This window comes from Pseudomonas capeferrum (genome assembly GCF_013523055.1).
Lineage (GTDB): Bacteria > Pseudomonadota > Gammaproteobacteria > Pseudomonadales > Pseudomonadaceae > Aquipseudomonas > Aquipseudomonas capeferrum_A.
The window spans coordinates 17,235-34,378 of sequence record NZ_JAAMQM010000031.1 but is presented as its reverse complement, the minus strand read 5'-3'; the positions used below and the strand labels follow the sequence as shown (position 1 = coordinate 34,378).

13 protein-coding genes and 1 pseudogene are annotated in these 17,144 nt (G+C 64.6%); 4 read left to right on the top strand and 10 right to left on the bottom strand.

Translation table 11 applies throughout. The features are described from left to right. Window positions 1-39 precede the first annotated feature (39 nt). Window positions 40-4,941, top strand: a complete 4,902-nt coding sequence (locus G7009_RS25510) for an alpha-2-macroglobulin family protein (protein ID WP_181132977.1) — start codon at window positions 40-42, stop codon at window positions 4,939-4,941. Window positions 4,942-5,030: 89 nt separating this feature from the next. On the opposite strand, the gene G7009_RS25505 is transcribed toward G7009_RS25510, so the two are convergent. Continuing rightward, a complete protein-coding gene (locus tag G7009_RS25505; RefSeq protein WP_181132975.1) occupies window positions 5,031-5,324 on the bottom strand; it encodes a hypothetical protein in 294 nt (97 codons plus the stop codon). A gap of 92 nt (window positions 5,325-5,416) precedes the next feature. Between G7009_RS25505 and pbpC the strand changes: the two genes are divergently transcribed. Continuing rightward, on the top strand, window positions 5,417-7,777 hold the full coding sequence (gene pbpC / locus G7009_RS25500) for a peptidoglycan glycosyltransferase PbpC (RefSeq protein WP_181132973.1): 2,361 nt from the start codon (window positions 5,417-5,419) through the stop codon (window positions 7,775-7,777). A 48-nt stretch (window positions 7,778-7,825) separates the two neighbouring features. Here pbpC and G7009_RS25495 read toward each other — a convergent pair whose 3' ends face one another. The 8 genes from G7009_RS25495 to G7009_RS25460 all read right to left on the bottom strand — a co-directional run bounded on the left by G7009_RS25495 (window position 7,826) and on the right by G7009_RS25460 (window position 13,988). Beyond that, window positions 7,826-8,602: a response regulator transcription factor gene (locus G7009_RS25495; RefSeq protein ID WP_181132972.1), complete on the bottom strand. Its 777-nt coding sequence runs from the start codon at window positions 8,600-8,602 to the stop codon at window positions 7,826-7,828. A 117-nt stretch (window positions 8,603-8,719) separates the two neighbouring features. Then, window positions 8,720-9,190: an A24 family peptidase gene (locus tag G7009_RS25490; RefSeq protein WP_181132970.1), complete on the bottom strand. Its 471-nt coding sequence runs from the start codon at window positions 9,188-9,190 to the stop codon at window positions 8,720-8,722. Between the two features lie 201 nt (window positions 9,191-9,391). After that, window positions 9,392-9,952 carry a DUF4136 domain-containing protein gene (locus G7009_RS25485; RefSeq protein ID WP_181132968.1) on the bottom strand — a complete coding sequence of 187 codons (561 nt, stop codon included), beginning with the start codon at window positions 9,950-9,952 and terminating at the stop codon, window positions 9,392-9,394. 20 nt (window positions 9,953-9,972) lie between these two features. Further along, window positions 9,973-10,608 (bottom strand): DUF4136 domain-containing protein, encoded by a 636-nt coding sequence (locus G7009_RS25480; RefSeq protein ID WP_181132966.1) that lies wholly within the window; start codon window positions 10,606-10,608, stop codon window positions 9,973-9,975. A 22-nt stretch (window positions 10,609-10,630) separates the two neighbouring features. Further along, window positions 10,631-11,380, bottom strand: coding sequence for a methyltransferase domain-containing protein (locus tag G7009_RS25475; RefSeq protein WP_181132965.1), 750 nt, complete (start codon window positions 11,378-11,380; stop codon window positions 10,631-10,633). Next, window positions 11,377-11,682, bottom strand: a complete 306-nt coding sequence (locus G7009_RS25470; protein WP_181132963.1) for a MazG-like family protein — start codon at window positions 11,680-11,682, stop codon at window positions 11,377-11,379. The genes G7009_RS25475 and G7009_RS25470 overlap by 4 nt, the downstream gene beginning before the upstream one ends. Before the next feature lie 99 nt (window positions 11,683-11,781). Beyond that, window positions 11,782-12,633 (bottom strand): MaoC family dehydratase, encoded by an 852-nt coding sequence (locus tag G7009_RS25465; RefSeq protein ID WP_181132962.1) that lies wholly within the window; start codon window positions 12,631-12,633, stop codon window positions 11,782-11,784. A gap of 2 nt (window positions 12,634-12,635) precedes the next feature. Further along, entirely contained in the window at window positions 12,636-13,988 is a 1,353-nt protein-coding gene (locus G7009_RS25460) for a 3-oxoacyl-ACP reductase (protein ID WP_181132960.1), read from the bottom strand. Window positions 13,989-14,106: 118 nt separating this feature from the next. Here G7009_RS25460 and G7009_RS25455 point away from each other — a divergent pair, with 118 nt between their 5' ends. After that, entirely contained in the window at window positions 14,107-15,384 is a 1,278-nt protein-coding gene (locus tag G7009_RS25455) for an acetyl-CoA C-acetyltransferase (protein ID WP_181132959.1), read from the top strand. 157 nt (window positions 15,385-15,541) lie between these two features. After that, window positions 15,542-16,330, top strand: a complete 789-nt coding sequence (locus G7009_RS25450) for an AraC family transcriptional regulator (protein WP_181132957.1) — start codon at window positions 15,542-15,544, stop codon at window positions 16,328-16,330. 3 nt (window positions 16,331-16,333) lie between these two features. Here G7009_RS25450 and G7009_RS28285 read toward each other — a convergent pair. Further along, window positions 16,334-16,930, bottom strand: a pseudogene (locus G7009_RS28285) (methyl-accepting chemotaxis protein); the annotation flags it as partial. Window positions 16,931-17,144: the final 214 nt, after the last annotated feature.

Genomic DNA, 17,144 nt, shown 5'->3' with positions numbered 1-17,144 from the left:
GCTGCCCTTACGAACACCCTGCCAAAGAGTTCCCTCTCCATGCTCGACAAAGGATTGTTGCTGGCCTGCGCCCTGGCCCTGCTCAGCGCCTGTGATTCTTCCTCCTCGGATAAACCTGCGCCTGCCGAAAAGCCTGCCGCTTCCGCTCCGGCGCAAGCCGGTACGCCCGCGCGCGAAGATCCGGCGGTCCTGGCCAAGCGATACGCCGACCGCGAGCTGAACGTGCTGGATGTCTCGGAGGTTCAGCTCGACGGTGCGAGCACCCTGTCGGTCAGCTTCTCGGCGCCGCTCCACGCCGATCAGGACTTTGCCGCCAAGGTACACCTGGTCGACACGGTCAAGGGCAAGCTCGACGGCGCCTGGGAACTCTCCGATAACCAGATGGAACTGCGCCTGCGCCACCTCGACCCTCAGCGCAAGCTGGTCCTGACCGTGGAGGCCGGCTTGCTGGCGGTCAACGGCAAACGCCTGGCCAGCGAGTCGGTAAGCCGCCTGGAGACCCGCGACATGCAGCCGACCGTGGGCTTCGCCAGTCGCGGCTCGCTGCTGCCCACACGTCTGGCCGAAGGCCTGCCGGTGATTGCCCTGAACGTCGACAAGGTGGATGTGGAGTTTTTCCGCATCAAGCCGGAAATGCTTTCCGCCTTCCTGGTCAATTGGGGACGCAACAGCAGTCTGTACGCCTACCAGTCCAAGGAAACCCTGGACATGGCCGAACTGGTCTACAGTGGCCGCTTCAACCTCGATCCGGCGCGCAACACCCGCGAGACCGTATTGCTGCCGATCGCCGGGATAAAACCGCTGCAGGAAGCTGGGGTGTACCTGGCGGTAATGCGGGCTTCGGGCACCTACGACTACTCGCAACCTGCAACCCTGTTCACCCTGAGCGATATCGGCGTTTCCGCCCATCGCTACCGTGACCGTCTGGACGTCTTCGCCCAGGCCCTCGAAGGCGGCAAGGCGCTCGATGGCGTGACCCTGGAACTGCACGATGACAAGGGCAAGCTCCTGGCCCAAGGCAAGACCGACAGCGCCGGGCACGCGCAGTTGCCGATGCCGCCCAAGGCCGACACGCTTATCGCCACTCAGGGCGTGAATACCACGCTGTTGCGCCTTAACACGGCAGCGCTCGATCTGGCCGAGTTCGATATCACCGGTGCCCAGGCCAATCCATTGCAGTTCTTCGTGTTCGGCCCGCGCGATCTCTACCGGCCTGGCGAGACGGTCTTGCTCAATGGCCTGTTGCGCGATCAGGACGGCAAGCCGGTCAAGGCCCAGCCGGTGACGGTCGAAGTGCGCCGCCCGGATGAGCAGGTCAGCCGCACCTTCGTCTGGGAAGCCGGGACCAATGGCCTCTACCAGTACCAGTTGCAACTGGCCAGCGAAGCGCCGACCGGTCGCTGGCAGTTGCTCTTCGACCTGGGCGGCGGGCGCAAGCAGGTCCACGAATTTCTCGTCGAAGACTTCCTGCCCGAACGCCTGGCCCTCGAACTCAAAGGCAGCAGCACGCCACTGGGACCCGAGCAGGCCGCGCGTATCGAGGTCAACGGTCGCTATCTCTATGGGGCTCCCGCGGCTGGCAATCGCCTGAGCGGCCAGGCCTATCTTCGCCCGTTGCGCGAGGCGGTACCTGCGCTGCCGGGCTATCAATTCGGCTCGGTGACCGAAACCGAACTGACCCAGGACCTGGAGCTCGAGGAGCTCACCCTGGACGCTCGAGGCAAGGCCACGCTGGACATCGAGAGCCGCTGGAACGAAGCGCGCTCGCCGCTGCAACTGACCGTGCAGGCCAGTCTTCAGGAGTCCGGCGGTCGGCCCATCACGCGTCGCCTGGAGCAGCCCATCTGGCCGGCCGAGCGCTTGCCGGGTTTGCGGGGCCTGTTCGACGGAGAAGAAACCGACGGCGATGCGCCGGTCGAATTCGAAGTGCTGGTCGCCGACCGCGAAGGGCACAAGCTCGCTGTCGACAGCCTGAAAGTGCGGCTGATCCGCGAGCGTCGCGACTATTACTGGAACTACTCGGAGAGCGATGGCTGGTCCTACAACTTCAACGAGAAATTCCTCACCCAGAGCGAGGAAACCGTTGATCTCAAGGCGGGCGCTACCGCCAAGCTCAGCTTCCCGGTGGAGTGGGGACCATACCGCGTGGAGGTCGAGGATCCCGAAACCGGGCTGGTCAGCAGCGAGCGCTTCTGGGCCGGTTACCGAACCCAGGACAATGCCGAAGGCGGAGCGGTGCGTCCTGACCAGGTCAAATTGGCGCTGGACAAGCCCGCCTACGCGGACGGTGCCACCGCCAAGGTGACGGTGACGCCACCAGCGGCCGGCAATGGATACCTGATGGTCGAATCCAGTGACGGTCCGCTTTGGTGGCAGGAAATCGACGTGCCTGCCGAAGGCAAGACCTTCGAGGTGCAACTGGACAAGCAATGGGCGCGACATGACTTGTACATCAGCGCGCTGGTGATTCGTCCAGGGGAGCGCAAGGTCAATGCCACGCCCAAGCGCGCTGTTGGCGTGCTCCACCTGCCACTGCAACGTGCCGAGCGCAAGCTTGGGCTGAGCCTGCAGGCGCCGGAAAAGATGCGTCCCAAACAGCCGCTGACGGTGAAGATCAAGGCGGCCAATGCCGATGGCGGCGTGCCGAAACAGGTGCATGTGCTGCTTTCGGCGGTTGATGTCGGCATCCTCAATATCACCGATTTCAAGACGCCCGATCCATTCGCCGGCTTGTTCGGACGCAAGGCCTACGGTGTCGACCAGCTGGATATCTATGGGCAGCTGATCGAAGCGGGGCAGGGTCGTCTGGCCAGCCTGGCCTTCGGTGGCGATGCGGCCATGGCCAAGGGCGGCAAGCGCCCCAATACCACGGTGACCATCGTCGCCCGGCAGAGCCTGCCCGTCACTCTGGACGAAAAGGGAGAAGGTCAGGCAATCGTCGAGATCCCTGACTTCAACGGTGAACTGCGGCTGATGGCTCAGGCCTGGAGCGATGACCACTTCGGCATGGCTGAAGCCAAGACGGTGGTCGCCGCGCCATTGATCGCCGAGCTGTCGGCACCGCGTTTCCTGGCCGGAGGTGACCGTACGCGGCTGGCCTTGGACCTGGCCAATCTGTCCGGCACCGCGCAGCAACTGACCTTGCAGGCCACCGCCGAAGGCCAGCTGCAGGTGGACATGCCGAGCCAGCAGACGGTAAGTCTGGCCGAGGGCCAACGCACGACCGTGATGATCCCGGTACAGGCACAAGGTGGCCTCGGCCAGGGCAAGGTGCGCGTGCGTATCGATGGCTTGCGGCTACCGGGAGAGAAGGCGGGCCCGTTCGAGCGTGAGTGGACCTTGGGCGTACGCCCGGCCTACCCGGCAATGCTCAAGCATTACAGGGTAGCCCTGAACGATCAGCCCTGGAGCCTGCCGGAGAACGATCTGGCCGAGTTCGAGCCGGCCGGCCTGGAGGCCAGCCTGGCCTTGTCGAGCCGTCCTCCGCTGAACCTGGCCGAACAGATCCGTGCGTTGGAGGCATACCCTTACGGCTGTCTCGAACAGACCACCAGTGGACTCTACCCCTCCCTGTATGCCGATGCCGCGAGCCTCAAGCGTCTTGGCATCAAGGGCGAACCGGACGAAGTGCGCAAGCGCAAGATCGAAATGGGCATCGAGCATCTGCTCGGCATGCAGCGCTACAACGGCAGCTTCGGTCTGTGGAGCTCGGACGGAGAAGAGGAGTACTGGCTGACGGCTTATGTCACCGATTTCCTGCTGCGCGCTCGCGACCAGGGGTATGGCGTGCCGGCCGAAGTCTTGAAGAAGGCCAACGAACGTCTGCTGCGCTACCTGCAGGAGCGCAACCTGATCGAAGCCGATTACAGCGAGAACCTCGACCACACCCGCTTTGCCGTACAGGCCTATGCGGCGCTGGTGCTGTCGCGCAGTCAACAGGCTCCGCTGGGTGCCCTGCGTGGCTTGTTCGAGCGCCGTAGCGACGTTCGATCCGGTCTGCCTCTGGTACAGCTGGCGGTAGCATTGGACAAGATGGGCGACAAGCCGCGGGCCCAGCAGGCACTGCAGGCCGGCCTGGGGATCGGCCGTGGCGAAGGCTGGATGGCCGACTACGGCAGCGCCCTGCGCGACCAGGCGTTGATTCTGGCATTGCTGCAGGAAAACGGTCTGGCCAGCGCCCAGGTCGATCAGCGTCTGTTCGATCTGTCCGATCGACTGGCGGGTAATCAGTGGCTCTCGACCCAGGAGCGTAACGCGCTGTTCCTGGCGGGCCGCGGCTTGCTCGGCAAGCCGGAAGGCACCTGGCAGGCACGCCTGGACAGTGCTGGCGAAGTCCGCGAGCTGAGCGATGGCGAATCCGGCCTGATGCTCGATGGCCCGCTGCTGGCTTCACCGCTGTCCGTACAGAACCAGTCCGACGTTACGCTGTACCAACAGCTGACGCTCTCCGGCTATCCACGTCATGCACCGGCGCCGACCAGCAACGGCATGGAAATCCGCCGCGACTTCCTTGGTCTCGATGGCGAACCGTTGGACCTGCGCAACCTGCACAGCGGCGACCTGGTGCTGGTGCACCTGGCGCTCAAGGCGAAGAGCCTGGTCCCGGATGCCCTGGTGGTCGATCTGCTGCCCGCCGGTCTCGAGCTGGAGAACCAGAACCTGGCGCAGAGCGCCGCCAGCCTGGATAACGCCAGCAGCGCGGTGAAGCAATGGCGCGAATCGATGCAGAACGCCAATGTGCTGCATCAGGAGTTCCGTGACGACCGCTACGTGGCGGCTCTCAAGCTGGACAGCTACGGCACCACTCACCTGCTCTACCTGGCCCGTGCCGTGACACCTGGCACCTACCGTGTGCCACCGCCCCAGGTGGAATCGATGTATCGGCCGAATCTGCAGGCGGTGGGGGAGAGCCAGGAGGAATTGGTAGTCAAGGCCAGGTGAACGACGAGTAAGGATTCATCGAGCCTGGCAGGTGGCCTGCCACGGGTGACGGGCGGGCCCGGCGCCTGCGCGAGCACCTGCCTCGGCTGTCAATGAACCACCCAGCTCAAGACCCACAGGCCCAGAAGCGCCCAGATGATCCCCATGATGATCGATGCGCTCATGAAGGCGCGAACCGCCGAGAACAGCAATAGCAGGCCGACGATCAAGGCCAGGATGCTGACCAGTGAGGTATCCATGCCCAACGTGCGCGCCAGGCCGTCGATGAAGTTGGCGCCGGCGCTCGCCAACCAGTTGAACACGCCGCTCAGGGCATCGACGATGACGCGGATCAATGAACCCAGTGCCTGGCCCAGCCACTCGAAAAACCCTTCTACATGCATAATCGCTTCCTGATGTTCGAATCGGCGGTGGTGCCGTTTCCAAGGCTTTGGCCATCACCTGGCCAGGTCGGTTCCCGGATCCGGGTGTCCCGATGCTCAGCTTAGTTCGTCGCGGCATTCGCGGCAGGCTTCTGCCGGGGCTGCTGATCGGCTGTCTGGTGGTCTGCGGCCTGCTCTGGCTGGCCGATCGACTGTGGCCGCTGCCACTGCCCGCCGATGACCTGGCACGCGTGGTTCTGGCCGAAGATGGCACGCCGTTGTGGCGTTTCGCCGACGCCGAGGGTGTCTGGCGCTATCCGGTCGGTTCGCAAGACGTATCGCCGCTGTATCTGCAGGCCTTGCTCACCTACGAAGACCGTTGGTTCTATCGGCACCCCGGGATCAACCCATTGGCCTTGATGCGGGCGGTGTGGCTGAACGTGCGTGGCGGTCGCGTGGTGTCCGGCGGCAGCACCCTGTCGATGCAGGTCGCGCGCCTGCTGGACCCTCATGAGCGAACGCTGCCGGGCAAGTTGCGTCAAGTGTGGCGCACGTTGCAACTCGAATGGCACCTGTCCAAGTCCGAGATTCTCGAGCTGTACCTCAATCGCGCGCCCTTTGGCGGCACGCTTCAGGGTGTGGCTGCCGCCAGTTGGGCCTACCTGGGCAAATCGCCCCAGCACCTGACACCGGCCGAAGCCGCGTTGCTGGCGGTATTGCCCCAGGCACCGAGCCGCCTGCGCCCCGACCGCCATCCCGAGCGCGCGCAACAAGCTCGTGACAAGGTTCTGCAGCGCTTGGCCGAGTATCAGGTGTGGTCGGCCCAGCGGGTCGGCGAAGCGCGCGAAGAACCTTTGCTGCTGGCACCGCGCCAGGAACCGGCATTGGCTCCGTTGCTGGCCAGACGACTGAACAGCGCCAACAGCTCGCCGCTGATTCGCACCACCCTCGACGCCGCCTTGCAACGGCGTCTCGAGGACCTGCTGCTGGGGTGGCGCGCGCGCCTGCCGGAACGCACCTCCGCCGCGATCCTGGTGGTCGAGGCACAGACCATGGCCGTGCGTGCGTACCTGGGCTCCATCGACCTAAGCGATACACGTCGCTTCGGCCATGTGGACATGATCCAAGCCTTGCGCTCGCCTGGATCGACACTCAAGCCATTCCTCTATGGCATGGCGCTGGACGACGGCTTGATCCATTCCGAATCCCTGCTGCAGGACGTACCTCGGCGTTACGGCGACTACCGGCCAGGCAACTTCTCGATGGGCTTCAGCGGCCCGGTATCGGCCAGCGCTGCCTTGGCCCTGTCGTTGAACCTGCCTGCGGTGCAACTGCTTGAAGCTTACGGCCCCAAACGCTTTGCCGCGCGGATGCGCATGGGGGGCGTGCCGCTGACGTTGCCGCCGCTGGCCGAACCCAACCTGTCGCTGATCCTTGGCGGGGCGGGCAGCCGTCTCGAGGATCTGGTTGGCGGCTATGCCGCCCTGGCTCGTGACGGGCAAGGTGCGCGGATCCGCCTGCAGCCGCAGGATGCGTTGATCGAGCATCGGCTATTGTCGCCAGGTTCGGCCTGGATCATTCGCCGGATACTCAGCGGTCAGGCGCGCCCGGATCGGGACCCGCGTGCCGAACTGGTGCAGCGCCCGCAATTGGCCTGGAAAACAGGCACCAGCTATGGTTTCCGTGATGCCTGGTCGATTGGCGTCGGGCCGCGCTATCTGATCGGCGTGTGGATCGGCCGTCCCGACGGGACGCCGGTGGCAGGGCAGTTCGGCCTCGCTTCGGCGGCACCCTTGATGCTGCAGGTGCATGACCTGTTGAGCAACCGTGACAGCCAGCGTGGGATCGTCCAGCCCGTGGCGAGGGTGCCGGCCACTGTCGGGGTCGCCGCGATCTGCTGGCCGCTTGGCCAGCCCATGCAGCGTCAGGATCCGAACTGCCGTCGGCAACGCTTTGCCTGGACGCTGGACGGCACCACGCCACCGACCTTGCAGGCAGCGGACCAGCCCTTGGGGCTGGGGTTGCGCGAGCGGGTCTGGGTGAATCAGGTGGGCCTGCGGGTCGACGCTGGCTGCCCAGGTGCCATGGCGCGCGAGGTAGCGCTCTGGCCGGCGCCTCTGGAACCCTGGTTGCCACGCATCGAGCATCGCGCCGCGCGCCTTCCGGCGGCCGACCCCGCCTGCGCGCCGCCGTTGTCTGCCACCGCACCGCCGCTCTCCATCGTGGGCGTGCGCCCCGGCGATCGGCTCAGACGTCCGGCCACCAGCAGCGAGCCTTTGCAGGTCAAGGTCTCTGGCCTGGGCGGGGGCGGCCAGCGCTGGTGGTTCCTCAATGGTCAGCCGATCGGCCAGACCATGGCTCAGGAAAGCCTGGTAGTGCGCTTCGAGCAAGCCGGACACATGGAGGTGAGTGTCCTGGATGAGAGCGGCGAGACCGCTCGCGTGGAGTTCGAGGTGAACGAGCCGAGGTCATGAGCCTGAAACCCGGGTGAGCACTGTTTCGGTTCGTTTTACGGGCCTCGTTCAATGAGCGGTGAAGCGCTGGTTCACCGGGGATGATCCCGGGGTCAGCGCCAGCGCCAGCTGGGTGCGGTTGTGCATGTGGGTGAGGCGTAATACCTGGGACACGTAGAGCTTGACGGTATTCTCGGTAATGCCCAGTTCGCAGGCTATCTGGTAATTGGTATTGCCTTTGCCGACCAGCTTGGCGACTTCCAGCTGACGGGGTGAAAGCTTGCCGAAAATCTCCGGCAGCTCGCTCGCGGCTTCTTGACGATCGCTGGCGCGTCGGTGCATGCCCAGACCGCGTGCCTTCTCCAGGTCCTGGTAGAGGCCGTCGATCGAGTCGGCAAGGTGCTGCAGGCGCTGGTTCAGGCCGCCAAGCTCCTGGAAACTCCTGCGTCGTTCCAGCAGGGCGTGTTCCTGGCGCCGGATACCCACAAGCAGTTCGGTGAAGTTCATCGGCTTCTGGAAGTAATCGGCAAAGCCTGCGCGCAGGGCGCGGATGATGTCCTGCTCTTCACCGCGGCCAGTCAGCATGATTGCCTCGAACAGGCGCTGTTGGCCGGCTATCCGCTTCAGCGCGCAGACCAGCTCGATGCCATCCTGATCGGGCATGTGCAGGTCGCATAACACCAGGCCGATGGCCGGCTCGAACTCGAAATGTTCGATCGCCTCGTGGCAGGAATGGGCAGGGAGGCAGTCATAGCCTTCGCTGCCGAGAAATTCGCATAACGCTTCGACGATCATTGGCTGATCGTCGACCACCAGTATCTTTACCTCGCTGACGGTCTTGCTCACTTCAAACTCCCTGTCTTGAGCGGCCTTGCTCTTGTGCCGATGGCGTCATCAGCCAGTACGGTAGTCGCATTTTGCGATTGTGCCTAACGCGCATACCTGATCCGACCGCGTGGGCGCTCAATCAATCCATACGGCTGTCAGCAGAAAACCAACCAACAGATACGGTGCGAACGGCTGCCTGTCACCCAGGTCTTCGGTCATTTGCTGCAGACGTTTCTTGAGCTTGGGGTTGAGCAGCGTCCAGAGCCGCTTCCTGCCCAGTAGCCAGAACACCACGGCGACCCCGGCGCCGATGAAGGTGCCGAGCACGTATTGATGGCTGGTTGCCAAGGCCAGGGCACCGAGCAGCTTGACGTCGTCAGCGGCAAAGCGGCCGAGCATGTAGCCGGGAAGGGTCAGCAGCATGACGATGGCCAAGGCCCAACCGGCGTCGCTGGCATCGGCGCCGATCCACGTCCTGCCCGTGGCGAACAACCAGACAAGGGCACAGGTGGCAACGCCCAGGGTAAGGGAGTCGGTGATCTGGCGTTTGCGAATATCTTGCTCGGTGCACCAGGCAAGCCACATCAGGAGAACAATGCTTTGCATTGGCAGATAGCACCCTGTAAGTGAATGGAATCTGTGCGCTCAGTCAGTTTTCACTTTCAGGGTAGACGTGATCGGGCCGGCGAGCCCGGTCTGACATTAAAAAGACGGTTCAGGCAAGGTCCAGGTGGTGCCTGGGCCCAGCCACACTGCGCCGACTACGCGAGCTGGCGGAGTCGGCCGAGGCACGGGCTGGATCGCGTATCAGCGTGGTGGATAATTGGACATAAGCTGGGCGACGGTTTGCTGGATGGCAGTACTGCGCTCGGCGGGGCTCGGGGGGTAGTTCCTCATCGTCTGTTCGGCACTGCCACGCCATACCAGCTTGCCGTCGCGCGCATCGAACAGGTCCACCTGGATGGTGGCCACCTTGTAGTCGACGCTTCGGGTCTCGTTGTACATCGGTCCGCCCCAGTAGCCGCCCCAGTAACCTCCCCAACCTCCGCCGTAGTTGGTGGTGATTTGCTGCTGGCGGTCTTCGACGATCAGGTAGGCGCGGACCTTGACATCAGCAGAAGTCGTCCCTTGGGCCGGGCGCAGACCGCGCTGGTCGAGCTGGCCGGCAACGGCCTGGCGTATCCGTTGCTCGGTAAGGTCGCTCTTCACGCGTGGATCATCCGGACGGTACTGCAGCGCCGGTTCCTGCCAGGTCCAGCTGCGGTAGCCGGCAAAGTCGCGGCTGGCATCGAAATCCTGGATGACGTTATTGCTCGAGCAGGCGGCGAGCAGCGTGGTGAATGACACGAGTGCGAGACGGCGCAACATGATGATTTCTCCGTTGGACATCAACTGGGTGGGTAGCCGTCCAGAGCCTTCTGGATGGACTCGCGCAGAGCACTCTCTCGCGCGCGCGGGGAATCCTTGCCACTGCCTGACTCGGCGCTGGCGCTCCAGACCGGCTGGCCGTTGCGAGCATCGAAGAGGTCGATGCGGACCACCATCACCTCGACCTCATAGGTGCGTACCACTGGCACGCTGGCATAAGCCCCGTAGCCATGGCGATAGCCACCGTAGCCAAGGCCCCCGTACGAAGAAGGTCCGTAATACGGGTCGTAGGAATCGTAGTCGCGGACCTGGCGCACGCGTCGCTCCAGGCGCAGGTCGGCGCTGACCAGCAGATCGGCGCTACCGCCTCGCGCCGGGCGCAGACCGTGCTGGTCGAGTGCATTGCTGACGGCGTCAGCGAGTTGCGCGGGATCGGCGCTGGCGGTGCCCGCCGGCAGTTGGCCGTTGCGCCAGCTCCAGCTGCGGTAGCGCCCATAGTCACGCGCGGGTGCCGGATAGGCACTGGCATCGAAGGTGGTGGCCGCCTGCGCGGGCGCGGGCGGCAGGGGCAAGGAGCTGGCTACATAAGGGTTGCTGCTCTGGCAACCGCCCAGCACAAGGATGGCGAAGGCCAGGGGCACTGCTCGGTAAGCCATGTGTTCCTCCCGGCGGGTGAGGTCAACGCGGTCGGCAGATCCAGTGCAGGTAGCGACCCAACCCGGCAAAGCTCGGATGACGGCGATAGGCGAGTTCCATTTCCAGGAGGTCAAGCAATTCGGCCTTGGTCTGGAATTCCCTGGGCATATAATCGTGAAACACCCGCACGCCACTTTCGCTTTCGACAAGCCACAAGGAATCAAGTTGCGCCTTGAGCGTGCGCGGATCAAGCGGTTTTTGCGGCGTGAGGCTCTGTTTCTCGCCAGCCAGTTGGTTGCTGCGCAACTTGCGGAAATGCCCCTTGAGCAGATTGCGATAGACCAGCGCGTCACGGTTGTAGAAGGCCAGGGACAGCCAGCCCCCCGGACGCGTCAGCTGATGCAGCACGGGCAGGATGGTCTCGGGCTCGGCCAGCCACTCGAGCACGGCGTGGCACAAGACCAGATCATAGGGCTCGGTCAGTTGGCCAAGCAGGTCCTGCCAGGGTGCCTGGATGAAGGTGGCCGGCCGGCTGGCCTCGGCGAAACGGGCACGAGCTCCGTCGAGCATCGGTTGCGCCGGTTCGGCCAAGGTAACCTGATGGCCACGTTCGGCCAGCCATAGCGACATATGGCCCAGCCCGGCACCGACATCGAGAATGCGCAAGGGGCGGTCCGGCAGGGCTTCCACCAGGTCGGCCTGGAGCACGGCCAGGCGGATGGCGCCCTTGGCACCGCCATAGATCTTCTCGGCGAAACGGCTGGCCAGCTCATCGAAGTGACGATCGTTCATCGGGCGAATCGCCTCTCGCTGTCGGCCAGCTTGGCACGGACCACTTCGTCCATGTCCAGGCCCAGCTCGCTGCATAGCAGCAACAGGTACAGCACCACGTCCCCGACTTCCTGGCCGGCGTGCTCCAGGGCTTGCGGGGGTAGCTGGCGGGACTGGTCTTCGCTCAGCCACTGGAAGATCTCCACCAGTTCGGCCATTTCCACACTGGCGGCCATGGCCAGGTTCTTGGGGCTGTGGAAGACGCGCCAATCATTGTTGTCGCGGATACGGTGCAGGCGTTGGGTCAGTTCTTGCAGATTCATCGGTGCTCTCCTCAAGCGCATAGCTTCAGGCGGGCACCGATGCAACGCAAGTGCCTAGTGGCCGGTGTGGCAGTTTCGCGTACTCAACCGTACAGGCCGCTAGAGGCTGCGCCAGTGCCCCAGCATGTGCAGCAGGTCGCCGTGGCCATCCAGGCGCAGGTGCCCGCTGGCCCCGGCTTCGCTAGCGCTGAGGATCACCTCCGCGGGCAAGCGTACCGGTTTGCGGAAGTCCACCTCGAACGCATAGCCGCTGGCAGGCAGGTGGCTGCGCAAGGCAGCCATCGCCATGGCCTTGCTCCACATGCCATGGGCGATGGCGCGAGGGAAACCGAACAGACGGGCGCTCGGCGCACTCAGGTGAATCGGGTTGTAATCGCCACAGACCCCGGCGTAGCGGCGTCCGATATCACTGTCGGCATACCAGCGGGTCAGCTCGCCAAGGCTGTCGGGATCGCTGTCCACTTGCTCGCCGGGCGTCCCCTCGAGCCGCAAGCCGCGCACCAGCATGCGGCTGGACTCACGCCACAGCAGGCCGAGGCCATCCTGTGCCTCGGTCACCATGTCGAAAGTGGCGCCTTTGGCATGGGGCTGGAGATTCTCGGCGAATACCGTGAAACCCAGACCATCGATCCCGCCCAGGGGGCGCAGCACCTGGATGCTGTTGTGCAGGTGCACCAGACCCAGCAGCGGGAAGGGGAACTCGGGCGCCGTCAACAATTGCAGTTGCAGATTGAACGCCATGATATGCGGATAGGTAGCGGGTAGCCGTCCGTCGTCGGTGAAGTGGCAGAGCTTGCGGTAGGCGATCAGGTTGTCGTGGTCGACGCGCAGATAGCAGCGCAGCCCCTTGGCCGGTAGTTTGTTGCCGCTGATCTTGCGCTTGCTCAATGCACGCAGGTAGAGACTGGCGCGTGACGCCGGGCTGTGCAGGTCTTGCCATTGGCGAGTCATGGTCAAGCTCCCATCAAGGCCTGGCCACAGATGCGCAAGACCTGGCCGTTGACCGCGCCGGTGCCTGGCTGGCTCAGCCAGGCCACGGCCTCGGCGACGTCCTGCGGCCGTCCACCCTGACCCAGTGAGCTCAGGCGGCGTCCGGCCTCGCGCAGGCCCATGGGCATGGAAGCGGTCATGTGGGTCTCGATGAAGCCGGGAGCCACGGCATTGATGCTGCCTCCGCGTTCGGCCAGCTTCGGCGCCCAGGCTTGAGCGAAGCCGACCAGGCCGGCCTTGCTCGCGGCGTAGTTGGACTGGCCACGGTTGCCGGCGATGCCGCTGACCGAGGCCAGCAGGACAATGCGGGCATCTTCGCCCAGGGCATTGGCCTCGTACAGGGCCTGGGTCAACACTTGGGGGGCCTTGAGGTTGACCGCCATGACCGCGTCCCAGTACTCCGGCGTCATGTTCGCCAAGGTCTTGTCGCGGGTGATGCCGGCATTGTGCACGACGATATCGATACCGTCAGGCAGGGCCTTGAGCAGTTGCGTCGAGGCATCGCTGGCGCAGATGTCGAGGGCCAGCGCGCGGCCACCGAGGCGCTCGGCCAGGGCATCGAGATCCTTCTTGGCAGGAGGCACATCGAGCAGAATCACCTCGGCGCCGTCACGGGCCAGGGTCTCGGCGATGGAAGCACCGATTCCTCGTGCAGCGCCGGTGACCAACGCGCGACGCCCGGCCAGGGGGCGAGTCCAGTCCTGAACCTGGGCATCGCAGGCTTCCAGACGCAGCACCTGACCTGAAATAAAGGCGCTCTTGGGGGAAAGGAAGAACCGCAAGGCGCCCTCCAGCTGATCCTGGGCCTCGTGGCTGACGTAGAGCAGCTGCGCCGTGGCGCCGTTGCGCAACTCCTTGGCCAGTGACCGGCTGAAGCCCTCGAGCGCGCGTTGCGCGACGATGGCCTGCGGGTCCTCGATCTGCTCGGGCGCGCGACCCAGGATCACCACATGGGCGCTGGACGCCAGGCTGCGCAGCAGAGGCTGGAAGAACTCGCGCAACTGACGCAGTTGATCGCTGTCGCAAAGATGGCTGGCATCGAAGACCACGGCCTTGGGCTTCGGTCCCAGGCCCGCCACCCACGCAGGGGATTGCAGGCCGTCACCGGCAAAGCTGTACGGTGCGTCGGTCAGGCGCGCGGCGAAGGCTTCGACCTTGTTGGCCAACGGACCCCCTCCCAGTATCAGAGGCCCCTCCACCGGGCGCAGGCGACCCGCCTGCCAGCGCTCCAATGGTGCGGGGCGGGGCAAGCCGAGCGCATCGACCAGGCGTCGACCGAGGTTGGAGTTGGCAAAGCCGAGATAGCGATCACTCATGTACGGTTCTCCCTGGAGACAAGCTAGCAAGTGTGGACCATCTTCGAAGAGAGGTCGTTCGAATGCGAAAAAAACACCTAGGCTGTACGGATCAATTTGTTTCAGGAGGAAAGAGAGCATGCGGACAACGCGTCGGGTCGCGATCATAGGCGGTAACAGGATTCCTTTTGCCCGTTCCAACGGCGCTTATGCCACGGCCAGCAACCAGGCGATGCTCACCGCCGCGCTGGAGGGGCTGATAGAACGCTATCGCCTGCATGGCCTGCGCTTGGGAGAAGTGGTGGCGGGAGCGGTGCTCAAGCATTCCCGTGACATGGGCCTGGTGCGCGAATGCGTGCTCGGTTCACGGCTGTCGCCCCAGACACCGGCCTACGATATCCAGCAGGCCTGTGGTACCGGGCTGGAGGCGGCACTGCTGTTGGCCAACAAGATCGCTCTCGGACAGATCGACTGTGGCATCGCCGGGGGCGTGGATACGGCCTCGGATGCTCCGATCGCGGTAAACGAAGGGCTGCGACGCATGTTGTTGGAAGCCAATCGTGGCAAGACCGTGGGCGATCGTCTCAAACCTTTCCTCAAGTTCCGTCCAGGCAATCTCAAGCCGGTGTTGCCTCGCATCAACGAGCCAAGGACCGGTCTCACGATGGGCGAACACTGTGAACTCATGGCCCAGACCTGGGAGATCGGGCGGGCCGAGCAAGACGAATTGGCATTGCTCAGCCACCAGCGTCTGGCCGCTGCCTATGCAGAGGGCTGGCAAGATGACCTGATCACGCCCTACCTTGGCCTGAACCGCGACAACAACCTGCGCGCGGACCTGACAGCGGAAAAGCTGGCCAAGCTCAAGCCAGCCTTCGAGCGTAGCGAAAAAGGCACCCTCACAGCGGGCAACGCCACGCCCCTCACCGATGGAGCTTCGCTGGTGCTGCTCGGCACCGAGGAATGGGCGCAGGCGCAAGGTTTGCCTGTACTGGCGTATGTGGTGGACGGCGAGACCGCCGCGGTGGACTTCGTCAAAGGCAAGGAGGGCCTGCTGATGGCGCCTGTGCACGCCGTGCCGCGCCTGCTGGCGCGCAACGGCCTGTCTCTGCAGGACTTCGACTACTACGAAATTCACGAAGCCTTCGCCGCGCAAGTGTTGTGTACGCTCAAGGCCTGGGAGGACGAAACGTATTGCCGCACCCAGCTGGGCCTGGATGCACCGCTGGGAGCCATCGACCGCGACAAGCTCAACGTCAAAGGCAGCTCCCTGGCGGCAGGGCATCCGTTCGCCGCCACCGGCGGGCGCATCCTGGCCAACCTGGCCAAGCTGCTGGCCCAGGCTGGCAAAGGCCGCGGGTTGATCTCCATCTGCGCGGCGGGCGGGCAAGGGGTGACAATGATCGTCGAACGCTAGCGGATAGCTGGCGGTCAGGCACTCGGCAGCGGTCGATGGCATGGCCGAAGGAGGCGACTGGGCGCGCGGCGCAGAGTTTCCGGTAACACGTGGGTCTCGTCGCACGTGACGCCGAAGGGCTGGTAGGCTTGCCGTATCAGCCTTGCAAGACGTGATCATGTCGACCACCGGACAGCTCCGCGCTCCCCGCCCGCTTCCCGACCTGGCCTGCCTGCCCCGGCCGCTCTATGCCCGCGCCGAGAGCCTGGGCGCGGGCTCGTGGACCACGCGCCATCGTCACGACTGGGTGCAGTTCTCCTATGCCATCAGCGGCGTGCTGGGGGTCTATACCGATGACGGCAGCTATTTCGCGCCGCCGCAATGGGGCGTATGGATTCCGGCGGATGCCGAGCACCAGGTAGTCACGTCTATGCAGGCCGAGATGCGCAGCCTGTATATACGCCGAGACGCCTGTCCCTGGGGTTCGGCGACCTGTCAGGTGCTGGAGGTTACCTCTCTGGCACGCGAGTTGATCAAGCAGTTCTGCCTGTTGGCGCCGGACTACCCCGAGGGCGACACCGCGGAGTCGCGGCTGGTCGGTGTGCTGCTCGATCAGCTGCAGGCGCTGCCGCGGGTGGGATTCTCTTTGCCCCTGCCACGTCATCCCGGGTTGTTGGCGCTGTGCAACCAGTTGATCGCGGCTCCGGACCAGACGCCAACCTTGCAGCAGTGGGCCCGCCAGTTGGGATGTTCGGAAAAGACGCTGATGCGCCTGTTCCAGCGAGAGACCGGCCTGAGCTTCCGGACCTGGCGCCAGCGCATGCGCCTGCTTTCCTCATTGGCGCTACTGGAGGCAGGGGTACGTGTGACGGAGGCGGCGCTGGGCTGTGGCTACGATTCCACCTCAGCCTATATCGCCGCCTTCCGGCAGCTCTTCGGGTTCACGCCCGGCGAGCTGCGCTTCTAGAAATCAGGTGCGGAAACGCCGTACCAGGGCATCCAGCTCGTTGGACAGGCCCGCCAGGTTCTGCGAATCCGCGCGCGCGGCCTCGGCCAGTTCGGCCACCAGTTGCGCATCGCCGTGGATCTGGCTGATGTGGCGGTTGATGTCTTCGGCGACCTGATGCTGTTCTTCCGCGGCGGTGGCGATCTGGGTGTTCATGTCACGGATGATGTCCACCGATTCGCGGATCTGGCCGAAGCTGTCGCGGGCAAGCCCGATACGGCTGACCGATTGCTGCGAGACGTCCAGGCTGGCATGCATCTGCTGCGCGACTTCGGCGGTGCGGGAAGCCAGGTTACCAAGCAGGCCATCGATCTCGGCGGTGGAGTCGGCGGTGCGTTTGGCCAGGGCGCGGACCTCGTCGGCGACAACGGCGAAGCCACGGCCTTGCTCGCCGGCACGCGCAGCCTCGATGGCGGCGTTCAGCGCCAGCAGGTTGGTCTGCTCGGCGATCGAACGGATGGTACCCAGGATCGACTGGATGGCGTTGCTGTCGCGTTCCAGCTGCTGGATCGACTGCGCCGACTGCTCGATTTCCTGGCTCAGCCTGTCGACGCTCTTCACCGCCGCATCGATCTGCTGCTGGCCTTCGCGGGCCTGCTGCTGACCACTGTCGGCCGACTCCGCGGCCTGGCTGCAGGAACGGGCCACTTCATTGGCGGTGGCGACCATCTCGTGGAAGGCGGTGGAGACCATGTCCACGGCTTCACGCTGACGCCCGGCGGCCTCGGCCATGTCCGTCGACACCCGGGTCGAGCTGCTGGAGGTGCTGAGGATC